This is a genomic window from Pantoea sp. (assembly GCF_028283705.1).
Taxonomy (GTDB): Bacteria; Pseudomonadota; Gammaproteobacteria; order Enterobacterales; family Enterobacteriaceae; genus Pantoea.
Window position 1 is genome coordinate 331,327 of record NZ_JAPWKD010000015.1, and the last position, 18,218, is coordinate 349,544.

The 18,218-nt window shown below is 54.8% G+C and carries 17 protein-coding genes; 11 read left to right on the plus strand and 6 right to left on the minus strand.

Features of this window, described 5'->3' with window-relative positions:
* Positions 1-18 precede the first annotated feature (18 nt).
* Positions 19-1,029, minus strand: coding sequence for an ABC transporter substrate-binding protein (locus tag PW844_RS14295; RefSeq protein ID WP_299452800.1), 1,011 nt, complete (start codon positions 1,027-1,029; stop codon positions 19-21).
* A 263-nt stretch (positions 1,030-1,292) separates the two neighbouring features.
* Here PW844_RS14295 and PW844_RS14300 point away from each other — a divergent pair, with 263 nt between their 5' ends.
* The 6 genes from PW844_RS14300 to PW844_RS14325 all read left to right on the plus strand — a co-directional run bounded on the left by PW844_RS14300 (position 1,293) and on the right by PW844_RS14325 (position 7,653).
* Positions 1,293-1,970, plus strand: a complete 678-nt coding sequence (locus PW844_RS14300; protein ID WP_299452802.1) for a GntR family transcriptional regulator — start codon at positions 1,293-1,295, stop codon at positions 1,968-1,970.
* A 63-nt stretch (positions 1,971-2,033) separates the two neighbouring features.
* Positions 2,034-2,816, plus strand: coding sequence for an SDR family oxidoreductase (locus tag PW844_RS14305; protein WP_021183342.1), 783 nt, complete (start codon positions 2,034-2,036; stop codon positions 2,814-2,816).
* A 13-nt stretch (positions 2,817-2,829) separates the two neighbouring features.
* Complete coding sequence (locus PW844_RS14310) at positions 2,830-3,963, plus strand: pyridoxal phosphate-dependent aminotransferase (protein ID WP_299452808.1); 1,134 nt, start codon at positions 2,830-2,832, stop codon at positions 3,961-3,963.
* 10 nt (positions 3,964-3,973) lie between these two features.
* Positions 3,974-4,852 (plus strand): alpha/beta hydrolase, encoded by an 879-nt coding sequence (locus PW844_RS14315; protein ID WP_299452811.1) that lies wholly within the window; start codon positions 3,974-3,976, stop codon positions 4,850-4,852.
* An 18-nt stretch (positions 4,853-4,870) separates the two neighbouring features.
* The gene (locus tag PW844_RS14320) at positions 4,871-6,097 is read left to right on the plus strand and encodes a M20 family metallo-hydrolase (protein WP_299452813.1); all 1,227 of its coding nucleotides are present in this window, start codon (positions 4,871-4,873) and stop codon (positions 6,095-6,097) included.
* A 149-nt stretch (positions 6,098-6,246) separates the two neighbouring features.
* Complete coding sequence (locus tag PW844_RS14325; RefSeq protein ID WP_299452816.1) at positions 6,247-7,653, plus strand: MFS transporter; 1,407 nt, start codon at positions 6,247-6,249, stop codon at positions 7,651-7,653.
* A 62-nt stretch (positions 7,654-7,715) separates the two neighbouring features.
* Here PW844_RS14325 and idnD read toward each other — a convergent pair whose 3' ends face one another.
* The 3 genes from idnD to PW844_RS14340 are packed head-to-tail and all read right to left on the minus strand — an operon-like array spanning position 7,716 to position 10,942.
* Complete coding sequence (gene idnD / locus PW844_RS14330) at positions 7,716-8,756, minus strand: L-idonate 5-dehydrogenase (RefSeq protein ID WP_299453195.1); 1,041 nt, start codon at positions 8,754-8,756, stop codon at positions 7,716-7,718.
* Positions 8,756-10,126 (minus strand): MFS transporter, encoded by a 1,371-nt coding sequence (locus PW844_RS14335; protein ID WP_299452818.1) that lies wholly within the window; start codon positions 10,124-10,126, stop codon positions 8,756-8,758. The genes idnD and PW844_RS14335 overlap by 1 nt, the downstream gene beginning before the upstream one ends.
* Before the next feature lie 48 nt (positions 10,127-10,174).
* Positions 10,175-10,942 carry an SDR family oxidoreductase gene (locus PW844_RS14340; RefSeq protein ID WP_299452821.1) on the minus strand — a complete coding sequence of 256 codons (768 nt, stop codon included), beginning with the start codon at positions 10,940-10,942 and terminating at the stop codon, positions 10,175-10,177.
* Between the two features lie 284 nt (positions 10,943-11,226).
* Between PW844_RS14340 and PW844_RS14345 the strand changes: the two genes are divergently transcribed.
* The 3 genes from PW844_RS14345 (at position 11,227) to PW844_RS14355 (ending at position 14,025) form a co-directional block, all read left to right on the plus strand.
* Positions 11,227-11,931, plus strand: a complete 705-nt coding sequence (locus tag PW844_RS14345; RefSeq protein ID WP_299452824.1) for a FadR/GntR family transcriptional regulator — start codon at positions 11,227-11,229, stop codon at positions 11,929-11,931.
* 70 nt (positions 11,932-12,001) lie between these two features.
* Positions 12,002-13,255, plus strand: a complete 1,254-nt coding sequence (locus tag PW844_RS14350; protein WP_299452826.1) for an enolase C-terminal domain-like protein — start codon at positions 12,002-12,004, stop codon at positions 13,253-13,255.
* Positions 13,256-13,392: 137 nt separating this feature from the next.
* Positions 13,393-14,025 carry a DapH/DapD/GlmU-related protein gene (locus PW844_RS14355; protein WP_299452829.1) on the plus strand — a complete coding sequence of 211 codons (633 nt, stop codon included), beginning with the start codon at positions 13,393-13,395 and terminating at the stop codon, positions 14,023-14,025.
* Between the two features lie 84 nt (positions 14,026-14,109).
* Here PW844_RS14355 and PW844_RS14360 read toward each other — a convergent pair whose 3' ends face one another.
* On the minus strand, positions 14,110-15,078 hold the full coding sequence (locus tag PW844_RS14360; protein WP_299453198.1) for a GT-D fold domain-containing glycosyltransferase: 969 nt from the start codon (positions 15,076-15,078) through the stop codon (positions 14,110-14,112).
* Positions 15,079-15,384: 306 nt separating this feature from the next.
* Positions 15,385-16,014, minus strand: coding sequence for a LysE family translocator (locus PW844_RS14365; RefSeq protein ID WP_299452831.1), 630 nt, complete (start codon positions 16,012-16,014; stop codon positions 15,385-15,387).
* 130 nt (positions 16,015-16,144) lie between these two features.
* On the opposite strand from PW844_RS14365, the gene PW844_RS14370 reads away from it, so the two are divergent.
* The gene (locus tag PW844_RS14370; RefSeq protein ID WP_299452833.1) at positions 16,145-16,804 is read left to right on the plus strand and encodes a glutamate racemase; all 660 of its coding nucleotides are present in this window, start codon (positions 16,145-16,147) and stop codon (positions 16,802-16,804) included.
* Positions 16,805-17,059: 255 nt separating this feature from the next.
* Positions 17,060-18,217: an efflux RND transporter periplasmic adaptor subunit gene (locus PW844_RS14375; protein ID WP_299452835.1), complete on the plus strand. Its 1,158-nt coding sequence runs from the start codon at positions 17,060-17,062 to the stop codon at positions 18,215-18,217.
* Position 18,218 lies beyond the last annotated feature (1 nt).

Consider the following 18,218-nt stretch of genomic DNA (forward strand, 5'->3'; position numbering starts at 1 on the left):
GGCTTCTCCGCGCGGGCTTTAGTTGAGGGTTTTGTCTGCTGCCGGGACTTTCTGCCAGAAACTCAGATCAAAGGTTTGATTCACGTCTACCGGCTGCTTCAGCGCGCCGTATTGCACCAGCAGCTTCATCATCTTCTCTGCCTTCGGCATATCGACGTAGCCCAGTCCCGGTGAACCCTGCGGGTACATCAGTGTGGCGATGGTATCGAGCATCGCCACCTGGTGTTTACGGTCGAGACTCGGGTTGGTTTTCATCAGGATATCGATGGTTTCAGCGCGGTGGGTGAGTGCGTATTTCCAGCCTTCCAGCGTGGCATCCACAAACGCCTGAACTTTTGCCGGATCTTTTTCCACCATGGCTTTTGAGGTGATCAGCGCATCCTGCTGAGTGGTGACGCCGACATCGTCCGGCGAGATCAGCTTCAGATTGGTCACGCCTTTCTCTTTCAGCGTGTTGTATTCGTTGTACAGGGTGACGGTGGCGACATCGACCTGCTTATCAATAAACGGGTTAAGCGACACTGATTGCGGCAGCAGGGTGATATCGTCTTTCTTCAGGCCAGCGGCACCCAGCGAGGCCAGCAGGGGATACTGTACCCCGGTAAACCACACTGACACCTTCTTACCTTTAAAATCTTTGAAACTGTTGATACCGGAATCTGCATAGGTGACAAAAGCAAACGGGGTGCGCTGCTGCGACATTGCCAGTGCGACAATAGGCAGGCCTTTTTCCCGTGCCGCCAGTACGCTCTCCATGCCGCCCGCCAGGCCGAAGGTATCGGCACCGGAAGCGACTAAGGTCTCAACGTTGATGTTCGGACCACCGGGATTGATGGTGACATCCAGCCCCTGTTGTTGATAAAAGCCTTTTTCTTTTGCGACATAAAAACCGGCGAACTGCGCCTGCGCCAGCCATTTCAGGCGGACTGAAACTTTCTCCGTGGCAGCCTGCGCGGCGCTGGCGAGCAACGCGGTGCAGAGTAATCCGGTCAGACAACGGCGGGCGAACGGTGAGGTGAATCCTGGCATTGGTTTATCCTCTGGTCTCGGGTGTCAAATAGCCTGGTCATGTCTTAGGTACTTAATCTATGTATACATATCATCGCTTATAAAATTACGGTGATGCATTACCGGACTTGCAGGATGTGTGCCAGCTTCGATAAAGGGCATTGACCCGCGCCAGAAATCAGCGACAATACGCATTATGTAGTGGCGAAATGGATGTATACCTAAATTAATTAAAGGTATGCAAAAAGGATCATATCAGTGCAACCTGACGAGCAAAAAGCACCATGAGTGAGCAAAAAAGTCTTTCCCGCCTGGCGGGAACATCGCTGGCGGATGGCCTGAAGCAGAGCCTGGAAAAAGAGATAGCCAGCGGTGTGCTGGAACCCGGTAAGCGTCTGGACGAAAAGGAAATTGCCGCACGCTTTGATGTCTCACGCACCCCGGTACGTGAGGCTTTTCGCCTGCTGGCAGCGGATGGGCTGGTGGATCTGAATGGCCGCCAGGGCGTGATGGTCCGGGCGCTCGGCATGAATACGCTGCTGGAGATGTTTCAGGTGATGGCTGAGCTGGAGGGACTCTGCGCCCGACTGGCAGCGCGGCGGATCGCGCCGGATCAGTTGCACCAGCTACGCCAGATCCATCAACAGATGGCAGATCAGGGCACCTCGATCTCACCCGCTGCGTTCTATGAAATGAACCTCAGCTTTCATGAGGCAATCTATGCCTTTGCCCGTAATGAGTTTTTAGCGGAGGAGACGCGTGCGTTGCGTAATCGTGTGGGCGTGTATCGCCGCCGGGTCACCTTTCATCCGGGCCGGGTGAATAAGACATTGGAGGAGCACGGTGCGATTGTCGAAGCCATTGCCCGCAACGATGCTGATGCCGCACACGATGCGATGCGTAAGCATCTGACTTTACTGGGTGACGATTTGGTGGATTTTATCGCGGGTTTCGCCGGATAAATAAATTTGCTTTCCTGGTATGCAAATTGCTTTGTTTTGTATACCTAACACGGAGAGCACAACATGAAACTGAATCTGAATGGCAAAAGCGCGCTGATCACTGGCGCATCAAAAGGGATTGGTGAAGCGACAGCACGGGTGCTGGCTGCGGAAGGTTGCACCTTACATCTGGCGGCGCGCAATGGCGCGGCGATGCGCGATTTACAGCAGGCGTTAATAGCGGAATATGGCGTCAGCGTCTCGGTTTATGAAAAAGATCTCAGCTCCACTGCGGCGATGGAGTCGCTGGCGGCAGAAGTCGGGGCCATCGATATTCTGGTCAACAACGCCGGTGATATTCCCGCCGGATCGCTGGATATCGTTGATGATCAGGCCTGGCGCGCCGGTTTTGATCTCAAAGTCTTCGGCTATATCTCGCTGTGCCGTCTTTATTATCCGCAAATGAAAGCCGCCAAAAGTGGCGTGATCATCAATGTGATTGGCAACTCCGGCGAGAACTGGGACGCCAGCTACATTGCTGGCAGCACCGGCAACGCAGCGCTGATGTCGTTTACCAAAGCGCTGGGTGGCCGCAGTCTTGATGACGGCATCCGGGTTATCGGCATCAACCCAGGTCCGGTAGCGACCGATCGCATGCTGAAAATCATGAAGCGCAAAGCGATTGATATGCTGGGTGACGAAGCGCGCTGGGAGGAGCTGTTCGCGCTCTATCCGGGCAAGCGTCCGGCAACTTCAGAAGAAGTGGCGGACCTGGTGGCGTTTATGTCTTCCGATCGCGCCGGTTATATCAGCGGCACCAATATCACTATCGACGGCGGCATTGCTGCGCGTGGATCGGTCATCTAACCGGGAGCGCAGCATGTCAGATATCTATACCCGTAACGCCTGGTTTGATCAGTTATTTGCCACCGAAGGGCTGATCTGGATGGGGCAAAATACCAACCATTTACCTGCACATCCGGCGGTGCTGGCGGCGCTGCAAGCGTCGGTGGCGGCCGCCGAGTTTAACGCCTATGCGCCGCCGCTCGGTTTTGAATCGCTGCGCCGCGCCATTGTCAATGACATTGGCGTCGCCGGTGTCGAAGCGATGGTAACCGATGGTGGCGTGAATGCGTTGGCGACACTGTGCCGTGCGCGCTGCCGTCCCGGCACCACCTTCGTCACCACCGATCCCAGCTGGAAATGGCCATGCCAGTTTGCGCAGCAGATGGGATCGCAGGTGATTCAAATCCCTATCTGGAATGCGGCTTGTGATTATCGCCTGACCCCTGAAGCACTGGCGGCGGCGGTGGATGACAACACCGCCCTGATTTATCTCGTCGATCCGAATAACCCGCTGGGTATTCACTACAGCCGTGAAGAGTTGCAGGCGTTTATCGCCATTGCCCGTCGCCACAATGCACTGCTGATTCATGACTGCACTTATCGCGATTTCGCTCCGGACCATGTTGCTGCGCTGGGACTGGATAGCGAGCAGGTGGTGATGTCGGTAAGCTTCTCGAAATGGCTGGGACTGGCAGGGTTGCGCGTCGGTGCGTTGATCGCCGCACCGCAATTGCTGGCAGAGCTGGCTCCGTACAACGGCGGCGTGCTGGGGGCCAGTGTACCGGCACAACGTGCGGCCGAAGCCGGGCTTCAGGTGAAAGAGGAATGGATGGCCCGCTTACTGGCGGCCGATCACCACAATAAGGCGTTGATTGCTGAAGCGGTCAGGGCAATACCCGGTTTGTCGCTGCCGGTATATCCCTCCGGTGGTAACTTCCTGGTGATCGATGTCACCGGCGCAGACATTCGCCCGGAAGCGCTGGTGGAGTGCTATCTGCAACAGGGCATTCAGATCCGTCACGGCGGTTATCACACTGCAACCTTTGGCGATCGCTTTATCAAAGTCAGCACCACGGTTCCCGCTGCCTGGGCAGAGAAGTTTGCTGCACTGTTGCCGGAAATGGTGGTGCAGGCCGCGCAACAGCAGGAATTCCGTCAACCCTTCTGAGGATCGAACCATGTTTATCACCACCAATGATGACGTTCAGCTGTGGGTCGAAAGTACCGGTACAGGCCTGCCGATTCTTTTTATCCACGAATTTGGCGGCAACTACGATAGCTGGCAGCCGCAAATCCATGCCTTCAGCCGTCGTTATCAGTGCATCACTTATGCGGCACGTGGCTATCCGCCTTCTTCGGTGCCGATGCAGTTAGAGGCCTACTCACAACAACGTGCGGTGGAAGACGCGCTGGCGGTGCTCGATGGTCTGGGTATTGAGCAGGCACACGTTGTCGGTTTATCGATGGGCGGGTTTGCGGCGCTGCATTTTGGTCTGAATGCGCCTGAGCGTGCGCTGTCGCTGACCATAGCCGGGGCGGGTTACGGTTGTGAGCCGGAAACCGAAGCCTATTTTCGTCAGGTCTCGCTCCAGGTGGGGGAAAACTTTGCCAGTCAGGGCGCTAAAAAGTTTGCGCCGACCTATGCGCTGGGTGCCAGCCGTGTGCAGTTCCAGAATAAAGATCCGCTGGGCTGGCAGCGTTTTGCCGATCGGCTGGCAGAGCATGACTCGCTCGGGGCATCGCTCACCATGCGTGGGGTGCAGGCGCGTCGTCCGGCCTTTTACCAGCTGGAGCCACAGATTCAGGCGTTGCAGTTGCCCGTCCTGATTATGGTGGGGGACGAGGACGACCACTGCCTGCAACCAGGCCTGTACCTGAAAAAGCATCTGCCCGCTGCCGGGCTGGCGATCCTGCCAAAAACCGGCCACACCCTCAACCTGGAAGAACCGCAGTTGTTTAATCAACTGCTGGCGGAGTTTTTTGCCCAGGTGGAGAGCGGCAATTGGGGCGAGCGCGATCCGCGCGCCAATCCGGCGCAGATTATGCGTACCGACTGATACCGGCTGGCAGGAGAGATGATGAAAATTGCGGGTGAACGCCTGTGGCAGCGGTTGATGCAAATGGCACAAATCGGGGCCATTCCTGGTGAGGGCGTCAATCGTCAGGCACTGAGCAGGGAAGAGGAGGAGAGCTGGCAGCTGATGCAGCACTGGGCGCAGGAAAGCCAGCTGGAAACCTGCGGCGATGCGGCAGGAAATTTGTTTGTGGTTTTACCGGGGGTTGACCGGCAGGCAGCGCCTTTGCTGTTGGGCAGTCATCTTGATAGTCAGCCCACGGGTGGACGCTTTGATGGCGTTTACGGCGTGCTGGCAGCGCTGGAAGTGCTGACGGTACTGCGCGAAAGCGGCTGGCAATCGCGCTGTGATGTGGTAGCCGTCTCCTGGATGAATGAGGAAGGGTCGCGCTTTGCACCCGGTATGATGGGTTCCTCCTGGTTCGCCGGGGCGCGTGATCTGGCGGCGATTCACGCCGTCGCCGACGCCAGTGGGGTGACGGTGGGTGAAGCGCTGGCGGCCATCCGGCAAAGGATGCTGTTGCCGGTCTGGCGCGGCAGCTGGCCCCCTGCGGCTTACCTCGAAGCGCATATCGAGCAGGCAACCGTACTGGAAAAAACCGGAGCGACCATCGGCGTGGTGAGCGGGATTCAGGGAAAAGTCACCTGGCAAGTGACGCTACACGGCGAACGCGGCCATGCGGGTACCGTCCCGATGAAAGAACGGCGGGATGTGCTGCGCAGTTTTACCTGCATTGCTCAGCAACTTTATCAGGTAACTGGCGACGCTGATCCTGAGGTGATGTTTACCATCGGGCGGGTCGAGATGCAGCCCAATGCGCCCTCGGTGATCCCGGATAACCTGACGTTTCGCATCGACTTGCGTCATCCACAGGAACCGATGCTGACAGCGCTGGCAGCGCAAATCGAACAGATCATGAATGCGCTGGCGGCACCCTGCCAGGTGGTAATCTCCCGGCTGAGCGAGGCTGTGCCAAATACCTTTGATCCCCGCTTGCAGCAGATGATCGCCGGGTCTGCCCGCGAGCGGGGTTATCCGGCCATTCCGTTGCTCTCAGCGGCCGGTCATGATGCGCGCTATCTGGCGGCCATTTGTCCTGCGGCGATGATCTTTATTCCCTGCCGGGCGGGGATCAGTCATGCCCCCGAGGAGTGGTCTGAGCCAGAACAGGTGTGTGCCGGGGCACAGGTGTTGCTGGATGTGGCGGTGAAGTGGCTGGGGGGATAACACAGGCCAATTTTGGCACGGACCGGTAGCGGCGCGATTTATCGCGCAGTTTTTGCGGCTGCATATTGAAAAGAGCGCGAAAAATCACGCCGCTACGGCTATCCTGTGGATTCTTCACGCAATTTGTACCTGAACAGGATGCCGCAGGAATGTCTCACCCCTCGTCGCAAACCCCCTCAACAGCAGGCAGTCCGCTCTGGCTGGCGCTGCTGGTGGCGCTGACCTTTTTTATGGAAAACCTCGATGCCACGGTGATTGTCACCGCGATACCGCAAATGGCACATGAGTTTGCCGTTGGCCCGGTGGCGCTCAACGTCGGCATCAGCGCCTATTTGTTAGCGGTGGCGATATTTATCCCGATCAGCGGCTGGCTGGCGGGACGCATCGGGGCGCGTAATCTGTTTGCTGCCGCCATTCTGTTGTTTACCCTGGCGTCGGTGTTGTGCGGCGTCAGCGACAATCTGCCATTCTTCACCTTTAGCCGAGTGTTGCAGGGGATCGGTGGTGCCTTGATGGTGCCGGTTGGGCGTATGGTGGTGCTGGGTGTCACGGCGAAAAAACACATGGTGAAAACTATCGCGGTGATTACCTGGCCTGGCTTGATTGCGCCGGTGCTGGGGCCGCCGTTGGGTGGTTTTATCGTCACTTATGGCCATTGGTCGTGGATCTTCTGGCTGAATATCCCGTTAGGCATACTGGCGCTGCTGGCCACCTTCAGGCTGGTACCGAAAACCCATAACACCTCAGCGCGACCGTTTGATGGCCTCGGCTTTGTTTATACCGCGTTAGCCTGTGTTGCACTGGTCACCGGGCTGGAATTGCTGGGACACAGCGAGCTGACCAGCGGATTGTTGCTGATGGCGGTGGGTATCGTCAGTGCGGTACTGACCTACCGCCACAGTCTGCACCATCCGACACCGTTGTTGCCTTTCGGCACGCTGTCGATTCCAACCTTCCGCAGTACGGCGATTGCCGGATCGTATTTCCGTGCCTCCATCAACGCCATTCCCTTCCTGCTGCCGCTGCTGTTTCAGTTGAGTTTTGGCTGGAGTGCGGTGCAGGCAGGATCGATGGTGTTGTGGGTGTTTGCCGGTAATCTGGCGATGAAGCCTGCCACCACCTGGCTGATGAATCGTTTTGGTTTCCGCCGCATCCTGCTGTGGAATGGTTTGATTAGTCTGCTGGCGATTCTTAGCTGTGTGCTGCTCAGCCCCTCACTTAGCTATTTCGCCATCGCCACCATTCTGTTTATTGGTGGCCTGACGCGCTCGCTGCAGTTCAGTTGCTATAACAGCCTCGGATTCGCCGATGTACCGCAGGAAAAGATGGCGGATGCGTCGGTAATTTTCAGTATCTTCTTCCAGTTCAGCATGAGTGCCGGGATCGCGATTGCCGCGCTGCTGATGCGTATCTCAATGGGATGGCGGGAGAGTAGCGTGCCAGGCCAGACGGATGTGAACGTGGCTTTTATCGGCGTGTCATTGCTGGTGGCCTGTTCGCTGTTCAATGTCTATCGGCTGGAAAAGAATGCCGGGCAGCAACTGCTGAAACAGTAAAAGAATCGCGCCCGGTTGGTGCGGCGCGATTCTTTCACAGATTAAAATCCGCTATCAGATGATTAAAACACCAGCTGCACTTTGGCTGCCCGCTCTTTATCGGCGGCCAGATCCAGCGCGCTAACCGCTTCCGTCATTGCAATTTCGGCGGTGAGCAGTGGCAGTGGCTTTATTTTGCCTGATTCCAGCCAGCGCACGGCAGTAGTGAACTCACTGGTAAAGCGGAAAGAACCGCGCAGCTGGACTTCTTTGACCAGCAGCGGGCCGACAGGGTAATTCACTTCAGGGGTGCCCATTCCGAGCTGGACAATGATGCCGCCGGGCCGGGTAAAGCTGACGGCAGATGCGACGGCCGAGGCTGCGCCGGAGGCCTCAAAGCAGACATCAAAGGCACCGCCATTTTCCGTCCAGCCAGCGGTGATGTCCGTTACGCGCGGATCTGCCGTCAGCGAGGCTCCCATTTGATGTGCCAGCTCACGACAACGTTCACTGATGTCGGTCGCCATCACCTCGGTCGCACCTGAGGCCAGAGCCGCAGCAATCACCAGACAACCGATCGGACCCGCACCGGTGACCAGCACCCGTTTGCCGGTCAGGTCGCCCGCCTGGCGCACCGCATGGATACACACCGCCAGCGGTTCCGCAAATGCGATGACCTTCGCCGCCACGCTGGCGTCGTAAGGCACACACTGCACCGGATTGACGGCAACATATTCAGCAAATCCCCCATTCACATGGGGAAAAAACTGCGCGCTGCCCATAAAACGCATCGAACGGCACAGATTCTGTTTACCCTCCAGACACAACGCGCACTGCTGGCAGGGCTGCGAGGGGTTGATCGCTACGCGCTGACCTGGCCGTAAACCGCTCTCCGCAGGTGCCTGATCGATAATGCCGACAAATTCATGCCCCAGCACCATCGGTGCTTTCAACACTGACATCCCGGCGCGACCATGCTGATAATAATGGATATCTGAACCGCAAATCCCGCCACGTTCAACACGCACCAGTACCTGATCGTCATGCCACTCAATAGCACGGTTTTCACAGTGCACCTGATGTGCGCCGCTGACGACAACGGCTTTAACTGTTTTCTGCTGCATCATGCTTCTCTCTGTACGTTGGATTGGGTATCAAAATGTTCTTCTGCCTTGTCCTGCGATTGTTCGGCGGGCGGCGTCAGTACTTCAATTCTTCCGACCAGCAGCAGATAAGCGAGAAAGCCGCACAGCGCAACGGCGGCGATATACCACATCGCGTATTGGAAATTCTGGGTCCGCTGCAGAATGACGCCAATGATGATGGGACTCACAATGCCGGAGAGATTGCCGAAGATATTCAGGAAGCCGCCAATGGTGCCGATCAGGTGACGGGGAATGACATCGCTGCACACCACCCAGCCAAGATTAGAAAACGCGTTGGCAAAGAAGGCGATAGACAAAATGGCGATGGCGATCACCGGCTGATCCTGAAAGAAGTTCACCAGGGCGATAGAGCAGGTCAGCAGCATACCGGCCATCACCGGTAGTTTGCGCGAGAAGGTACGGGAGTGGCCGCGTTTCAGCAGCATATCGCTCAGCGTCCCCCCGCACAGCACACCGGCCATTGCCATCAGATAAGGAAACATGGCACCGATACCGGCTTTATCAATCGACAGGTGCAACCCTTTCTCCAGATAAACGATAAACCACGTCAGGAAAAAGTAGAGGGTTGAGGAGGCGGCAAACTGGGCAATAAACAGCCCCCAGGTGATACGCTGACGCAGAATATAACGCACCGATTGCCAGTTAACGCTGGGGTTTTGACTCAGCTGACCAGAGGAACCATAGCCGCCCCCCTGACGAATCACTTCCAGTTCCGCCTGGTTAACACGGACGCTGTGCTGCGGATCGCGATAGGCGACCAGCCAGTAAATGCCAAACACGATACCGATCAGTCCCGAGATATAGAACGACATCTCCCATCCCCACTGGCTGACGATAAATGACAGCGCCGGAGTCAACAGTGCCAGGCCAATATATTGCGCACTGGAATACGTGGCCGTGGCGCGGGCGCGTTCATGATCGGGAAACCAGGTGGCAATGATTTTGGTATTGGAGGGAAAAGAGGGCGCTTCCGCAACACCAATCAGGGCACGGCAGACCAGTAACATCATAAATGATGCGGTGGCTGTGGTGAAAAAGTGATGAGACGCCAGCCCCATTAACAGTGTGAAGAGGCTCCATAGCACAATGGCGCTGCCGTACAGCCAGCGTGAACCAATGCGGTCGAGCAGGTAGCCGACCGGGATCTGACTCATGGCATAGAACCAGGTAAACATGGAAAACAACAATCCCAGCTGGGTTGCTGACAGGAAGAATTCTCCCTGGATGTGAGAGCCGGCAACGGACAGGTTGGCACGGTCCATATAGTTAATGGCAGTGACAACAAATAGCATTGCCAGAACAGAAAGTCGGGTACGGGTCGGTTTCATATTCAGCCTTTACCGTGAAGGGTTTTTATCGGTGAAGTGACGAGGGGTTTATAACGTGGCCAGCCAGCCACCATCCACGTAGATCATCTGGCCGTTAACATAATCGGAGGCGGCAGAAGCCAGATACACTGCGGTGCCCACCAGTTCTTCTGGCTTGCCCCAGCGGCCGGAAGGGTTGCTGCTGCACACCCACTTGTTGAATTCTTCGTTATCGACCAATGCCGCGTTCATATCGGTGAGGATGTAGCCCGGCCCGATACCGTTGGTCTGAATATTGAATGCCGCCCATTCGGCCGCCATGGATTTCGTCAGCAGTTTGATGCCCCCTTTGGCGGCTGTGTAAGGCGCAACCGTGGCGCGTGCCGCTTCACTGGTCAGAGAGCCGATATTGATGATTTTGCCACCGCGATGGCGAGCCACCATACGACGGGCCGCTGCGCGAGCGACCAGGAAGGCACTGGTCAGATTGACATCCAGTACGCGCTGCCAGTCAGCCAGCGCCAGCTCCAGCATCGGTTTGCGGAACTGGATGCCAGCGTTATTGATGACGATATCAACGGCAATCTGTTCGGCATCCAGCCGGGCGAAAACCGCTTCAATTTCTGCTTCATTGGCCACGTTAAACAGAAATCCGCGTGCCTCGTAGCCCTGTGCCTTCAGAGATTCCAGCGCATGATGCATATGTTCTTCACGGGTGCCATTGAGGATGACGCTGGCACCCGCCTGGGCGAGCCCCTGTGCGTAGGCAAATCCCAGACCGCGGGTAGAGCCGGTGATCAGTGCCGTTTTGCCGCTGAGGTTAAATAAGCTTTGCATAGAAATTTATTCCCTGATGTAACATGACTAACAAGTTGTATGGTGACGTTGTACGTTAAGCGATAATCGACAGCAATTCCGATGGCGAGTAATTGCAGGATGAGTCACATTTTTGCTGAGTAATATTGAGGATGGGAAACAAGGATTTATATTTAACTAATTGAAATTAATCATAAAATAGTTAATTTAATAAAATGCTATGCCGAAGGGGGAATAATTTTTCCTTGTCAGGCGGGCGCTGAAACGTTAAAACCTGACACATGTAGGACAAGTGAGAGCGCCCGGTGAGTCTTGAAAGTATCCAAAAACATAATGTCGTTGACGTTATTTATGAGCAGATGAAGCAAAACATTCAGAACGGCGTCTGGGAGTCCGGCTGTAAGCTGCCTTCTGAGGCGGAGCTGACCGCAACATTTCAGGTGAGCCGGGTCAGTGTCAGGAGCGCGGTGCAGAAACTGCGTGATCTGGGTGTGGTGGTGACGCATCAGGGAAAGGGGACGTATGTGACCCGCGATCTGGCGCGCTATGATGCCTTCAGTGACAACGCGCCCATCCTGCATCTGTCACAGGAAGAGTTCGACGATATGCGGGTGTTCCGCCAGACTGTCGAGTTCCGCTGTATGGAGTTGGCGGTAAAGAACGCCACCGATGAAGATGTCCAGACGCTGGAAAAGGCGCTGAATCGGATGCTGATTAGTCGCGACGATTATAAAAAATACTCACTGGCTGATTATGACTTTCATCTGGCGATTGTTAAGGCATCCCACAACAAAGTCTTTATTCACGTGATGGAATCCCTGAAAGGGATATACGTGCATTATCTTGAGGAACTGAACCGGGTGCTGGGCATTACGATTGAAAGCGTAGAGGCCCATATCAAGGTGTTTATGGCGCTTAAAAATCGCGATGCTGCATTGGCGACGGAGACATTAAACAGCGCCATGACGCATAACGTGCATGCCATCGAAGACGTGCGTCACAACGCTTAAAAAAAAGCCCATTGCGGGCTTTTTAATTCATTCAACATGTAGGACATCATACAGGATAAGTGAGGATTTCATGAGTGAGCTGAAAATTACTGACGTCAAAACCATACTCACGGCTCCCGGTGGCATTGATCTGGTAGTGGTGAAAATCGAAACCAGCGAACCGGGACTGTACGGCCTGGGTTGCGCGACCTTCACCCAGCGTATATATGCCGTGGCCGCCGCTATCGAGAGTTACATCAAGCCTTTTTTGCTTGGCAAAGACCCGTCGCGTATTGAAGACCTGTGGCAATCTGCCGCCGTGAGTGGTTACTGGCGTAATGGCCCGGTGATGAACAACGCACTGTCGGGTATGGATATGGCGTTGTGGGATCTGAAAGGAAAGCTCGCTAACCTGCCCGTGTATGAGTTGTTGGGCGGTAGATGTCGTGACGGCATCGCCCTTTATCGCCACTGCGACGGCGCGGATGAGATCGAAGTGGAGGACAATATCCGCGCGCGTATGGAAGAGGGTTACCAGTACGTGCGTTGCCAGATGGGGATGTACGGAGGAGCCGGTACTGATGACCTGCGCCTGATTGCGGGAAAATTGTCGCGTGCGAAAAATATTCAGCCCAAAGTGTCACCACGTAGCCAGACGCATGGCGTCTATTTTGACCCCGATGCCTACGCGCGTGCCGTGCCACGTCTGTTTGATCATCTGCGTAACAAGCTTGGTTTTGGTGTGGAATTTATCCATGACGTGCATGAACGTATCACGCCGATTGCAGCGGTGCAGATGGCAAAATCACTGGAACCTTACCAGCTGTTCTTCCTTGAGGATCCGGTGGCCCCGGAAAATATCGACTGGTTAAGCAAACTGCGGGCCCAGAGCAGCACACCGGTGGCGATGGGGGAACTTTTTACTCAGATCAACGAGTGGAAGCCGCTGATCCAGCATCAGTTAATTGATTATATTCGCTGTCATGTCAGCACCATTGGCGGCATCACTCCGGCGAAAAAGCTGGCGACTTTTGCCGAGTTATACGGTGTCAGAACCGCCTGGCACGGCCCTGGCGATATCTCACCAGTCGGTGTGGCGGCCAATCTGCATATCGATATGAGTATCACCAATCTGGGCATTCAGGAATACACGCCAGTCAATGAGGCATTACAGGAGGTCTTCCCCGGTTGTCCTGAAATTGATCGTGGCTATGCCTATTTGAGTGACCGTCCGGGACTCGGCGTGGATATCGACCTCAAACAGGCAGCGAAATATCCGGTTTCCGGCGGCATCCCGGATTGGACCAATGCCCGTTTGCCGGATGGCACAGCCGCTCGCCCGTAAAATCCGTGAAGAAGCGACTCTGTCCGGATGGTGTTGCTTGCCATCTGGCTGTCATCCTGGCCGGTTAAATTGATGTCTCGTCGCTGCCCTGTGGCAGCCAGGTTATCCAGACATCTGACCACTACGGAGTTTTCGCTATGGCACTCGCTGCTGTGCAACCGGCCAAATTACAACATACCGTCATCGATCCCAGCGTGCGTATGCGTGAGACCAGCATTGGTCAGCAGTGTGAGATCCTCGCACACAGTTACCTTGAATATTGCGAACTGGGGGATTTCTCTTACGTAGGTGAGCACTGCTGTATTGCTGATACGCAAATTGGTCGCTTCACGGCCATTGCCAATCAGGTACGCATTGGCGCACCGAATCATCCGATGGATCGGGCTTCACAGCATCGTTTTACTTATTGTCCGGAATATTATGACGACCAGGCGCAACGCGATGCTTCCTTCTTTGCCAATCGCCGTGCCGATCGGGTGGTCATTGGCCATGATGTGTGGATTGGTCATGGGGTGATTGTATTGCCCGGCGTCACGGTGGGTGATGGGGCAGTGCTGGCGGCAGGGGCAGTGGTGAGCAAAGATGTGCCACCTTACACCATCGTAGGCGGCGTACCGGCCAGGCCAATTCGCGTGCGCTTTACGCCAGCCATAGCCGCGCAGCTTCAGGCGATCGCCTGGTGGCACTGGCCGCTGGAGAAGATTATGGCGCATCTGGCGGATTTTCAGTCCGGCGACATTGACGCTTTTTGCCAGCGCCACGGTAAGTAGGGCGATCCATTCCACTAACCGCAGGCAATCGCAATATCATCCATTTTTGAGATTGCCTGCGGTGAAAATATGCCGCCCAGTTATTCACATCATCGGCTGGCGCAGCGGCTGGGCTGTCGGCACGGCTTCCGGTTTCAACCCCACATGCAACAGAATCTGGCTGCGGTAATATTCATCATTGTCGCGTACCTCATCGCTCAGCAACACGCCAGCTTCGTTAACATTTTTTCCGGCGACCTTCACTTTGTCGCGCGCTGCGCTGCGCATCCACTCATACTCAATATCGATATGGCCGCTATCAATGCAGCGAATGCCTTGCTGGCTGAGATCATAGGCCAGCACCGTCGCGGTAGGGCCAAGTGAAATCAGTACCAGGTCGAAATCGCGCCCGTGTGCCAGCACGGCACTGTAAAGATCGTTGTAGAGTGAAAAAGCATTACGATTCAGCGTGGTGATACGTTTAATTTCTGCCGCCCCGGCCAGCAGGTCATTACCCATACCTAAACGCGTGCCACTGCCTTCCACTATTAAAATTTTCTTACTTTCAAAGAGCTGTTTAAATTTGGCAAACATCACTGCGGATAAAGCCTTGTCTTTATAATCATGGTACGGTCTGGTCACGGAGGTATTTCCATACAGATATTTTCTACTTAATAATGGCTCATAACGCAGAAAACAAAATGCTTTATGGAAAAACCAGAACAGGGCCGAACCGAACCGCATATTCCCCGTGCCACGAAATGCATCAGGCATACAAATCAAGCAGCTGGGATTGTTATTAACACCACGCTGCATAATTTCTTTTAAACGAACGGAAAGGCGCTCATCAAAAGCCTGGAAACCAATATTTTTGAATAACGTCATCTCCAGCTCGCCATCGCCATAGCGGCTGATAGACAGGTGATCGTTTTTCAGCAACAGGTCAATGGTCTGCTCGGGAGACAGCACCCGGTATTGCTTTACACGCGCATTAGCCCGCGGGTATTTGAAAGCTGCATGGGTGAGTTTAAACGGAAAGCGTAATTTGCGATAAATTGAATTAGCGCTGATCATCATTAACCTTCTGTTATAGGCGGGCTTACCGCAGAGCAGTCGCGTGACTTATAACATGGCATGTTGTTTATTGGTGTCTGAGGAAACTCTCAAATTAACAGCGTTGCAGGGTTTCTTATCATTGAGAAATAAAAACTATGCAGCAGAAAAATAAAAAACCTATAAAATCGTGAGGTTCTATTATTTTACCCAGGATAATCCTTATCGTCATCTTTACCACCGGTTAAATAAATTCATTTGATGAATAAGGGTAATTGCTGCGCGCGGGCACCGTTCTCCGGGTATTCCGCTCAGGTTATCGCGGCGTTAAGATAATCCCAGCAATTTCAGCAGCAGCTGCACGAAGTTTTGCAGGGCAAAAATCACCAGCACCGCACCCCCCACCACGTTAATGAAGTAACCAATTTTCTGGATGTTGATGAGCCTGGCTGAGGTCAGCAGGGCACAACATACCACCACCAGCCACAGACTCATGATCAGGATATGCACTGTGGCTAACAGCAGAAAGTGACTCAATGCCGCCTGTTTACCGGCAAACTGCGACACCACGGTGAGATAAAGCATCACCGCTTTGGGATTCAGCACATTGGCCAGCCAGGCATCGAAGAGGGTGGTTTGTCGGGGACGACGGGAAACATAAGGTGACGCCACATTACGCCCCCGTTTAATCAGCTGTAATCCGAGCCAGAAGAGATAGATGGCTCCGGCGAAACTGAGCAGGGTAAAAATAGCCGGGGAGCGTAATAGCAGGGCACTGATCCCGGAACCAATCAACAGCGCATGGGTATAGATACCCAGAGTGGTCCCGATAATAATCGCTGTCAGACCACGGTAACCCGACGTCAGGGTATTGTTAATCGCCAGCGTGAAGCTGGCCCCGGGTGACAAGGCGATCGGCAGGATGGCGATAATAAACGCAACGAGATTCGAATCCATAATGGCAAGCGACGGGCGATAAGCTGCTGATGGCAATGTAAAATAATTCTGATGAAAATTCGTGACTAATGCAATGTGGCTAAGCAGGATAGTGATAAGTATCCGCCAATAATCACAAAAAGGATTTTCTATGACCATCGCCTGTTTACATACCGCCGCCAGCAATATCGCTATTTTTGATCAAGCCGCCGCCAGCCTCGGCATGCCATCCACGGCTTTAAACCATTTGGTGATGCCTCATCTGCTGGCCGAAGCCGAGTTGAGTGGCGGTATGACGTCTGAGCAGCAAACACGTCTTACCGCGTTGCTGCATAGCCTGACACCTTGGTTTGATGCGATTCTGATTACCTGTTCTACCCTGGGGCCGGTAGCGGATCGTTTCCACAACGATGCCAACGGCTGCGTTGTCTGGCGCACTGACGGCATGCTGGCCGATGAAGTACACCGTCGGGAAGGTCAATCCGTGGTGCTGTGCGCGGCGGAATCGACGCTGGCAGCGACCACTGCCTTGTTTTGCCCGCCTGCACGGGACGGGCAACAGCCGGAAGTGCGCCTGATCCCCGATGCCTGGGCAACATTTAAAGCCGGTGATCAACTGGGGTATCGGCGGCTGATCAAGGAAGCGGTGGAGCTGGCGCGTCAGCAGGGCGCGGTGAATGTGGCACTGGCGCAGGTGTCGATGGCGATTGCGGCGCAGGATTTCAGCGAAGATCAGCGCCCGTTAACCAGCCCGCAGCTGGCATTGCGTTGCGCGATAAATCGAACTGGCTTGTCGCAACCAGGCCAATAACCACACGGGGCCGTAGCGGCGCGATTTATCGCGCAATTCTGTGCACCGTGCCGGTAAACCCCGCACAATAAATTGCGCCGCAACAATCCGGTGCGATATTTCACTGCGGGGTTCAATTATCAGTTATCGCCCGGAAATCCCGCAACGTTGCCGATCATGCGGCACGTTCGATCTTTTCACTTTACTTACATACACCATCAACGGTTGTTTGTTAGACTTTCGCGCTGAGAATGAACGTTCACTATAGGGTTAACCATGATGGTTTTTCAGCGGTATGTCATTGCAGGTCTGGCGTTTCTGATTGTCGCCTGCGACCAGAGTGCAGAGAACAAACCCGGGGCAATGGTCACGGAAGTTGGCGTAAAAACGCTGCAAACAGAACCGGTTACACTGACCAGTCAATTGACAGGGCGTGTCACCGGTACCATGACGTCAGATGTACGTCCGCAGGTGGGAGGGATTATCCAGAAACGCCTGTTCACTGAGGGCGATGAGGTTAAAGCCGGTCAGGTGCTTTACCAGATTGACCCGGCCAGTTATCAGGCCAGTTATGACGAAGCGGTCGGGCAACTCAAAAATGCCATCGCGGTAGTCAAAAGCAGCAAGCTCAAAGCCGAACGTTATGCGGCGCTGGTGAAAGAGAACGGTGTTTCCCGTCAGGATGCCGATGATGCGGAAGCCACTTACCAGCAGAATATTGCCTCGGTTGCGCAGTACAAAGCGGCGGTTGAAAGTGCACGTATTAACCTGAATTACACCCAGATCAAAGCGCCGATCAGCGGCCGTATTGGTATTTCATCGGTGACACCTGGCGCGCTGGTGACATCCGAGCAGACCACGGCGCTGGCGACGATTCGCGCCCTCGATCCGATTTATGTCGATCTGACCCAGTCCAGCGTGCAATTGCTGAAGCTGAAACGCCAGCAGGCGTCACTGAACCAGAACAGCGATGAGGTGCCAGTCACGGTGCAGCTGGAAGACGGCTCCACTTACGATCGCACCGGTAAGCTGGAACTGACCGAAGTCTCCGTGGATGAATCGACCGGTACCGTTACGCTGCGTGCTATCTTCCCCAACCCGGATCACCAACTGCTGCCTGGCATGTATGTCCGCGCCAGTGTCACCAATGGTGTGAAAAATGATGCGATCCTGGCACCGCAGCAGGGGATTACCCGTGATGCGAAAGGCAATGCCACCGCGTTGGTGGTGGATAAAGACAACAAAGTGGAAAGCCGCGAAGTGGTGACCGATCGGGTGATTGGCAACAAATGGCTGATCGACAGTGGCCTGCAAAGTGGCGACAAGCTGATTGTCGAAGGCACAGGCAAAGTGCAGCCAGGCCAGACCGTGAAAGCGGTAGAAACAGGCACCACCACGACTGATACCCCTGCGAATACCGCCGGAGGAAACTGAT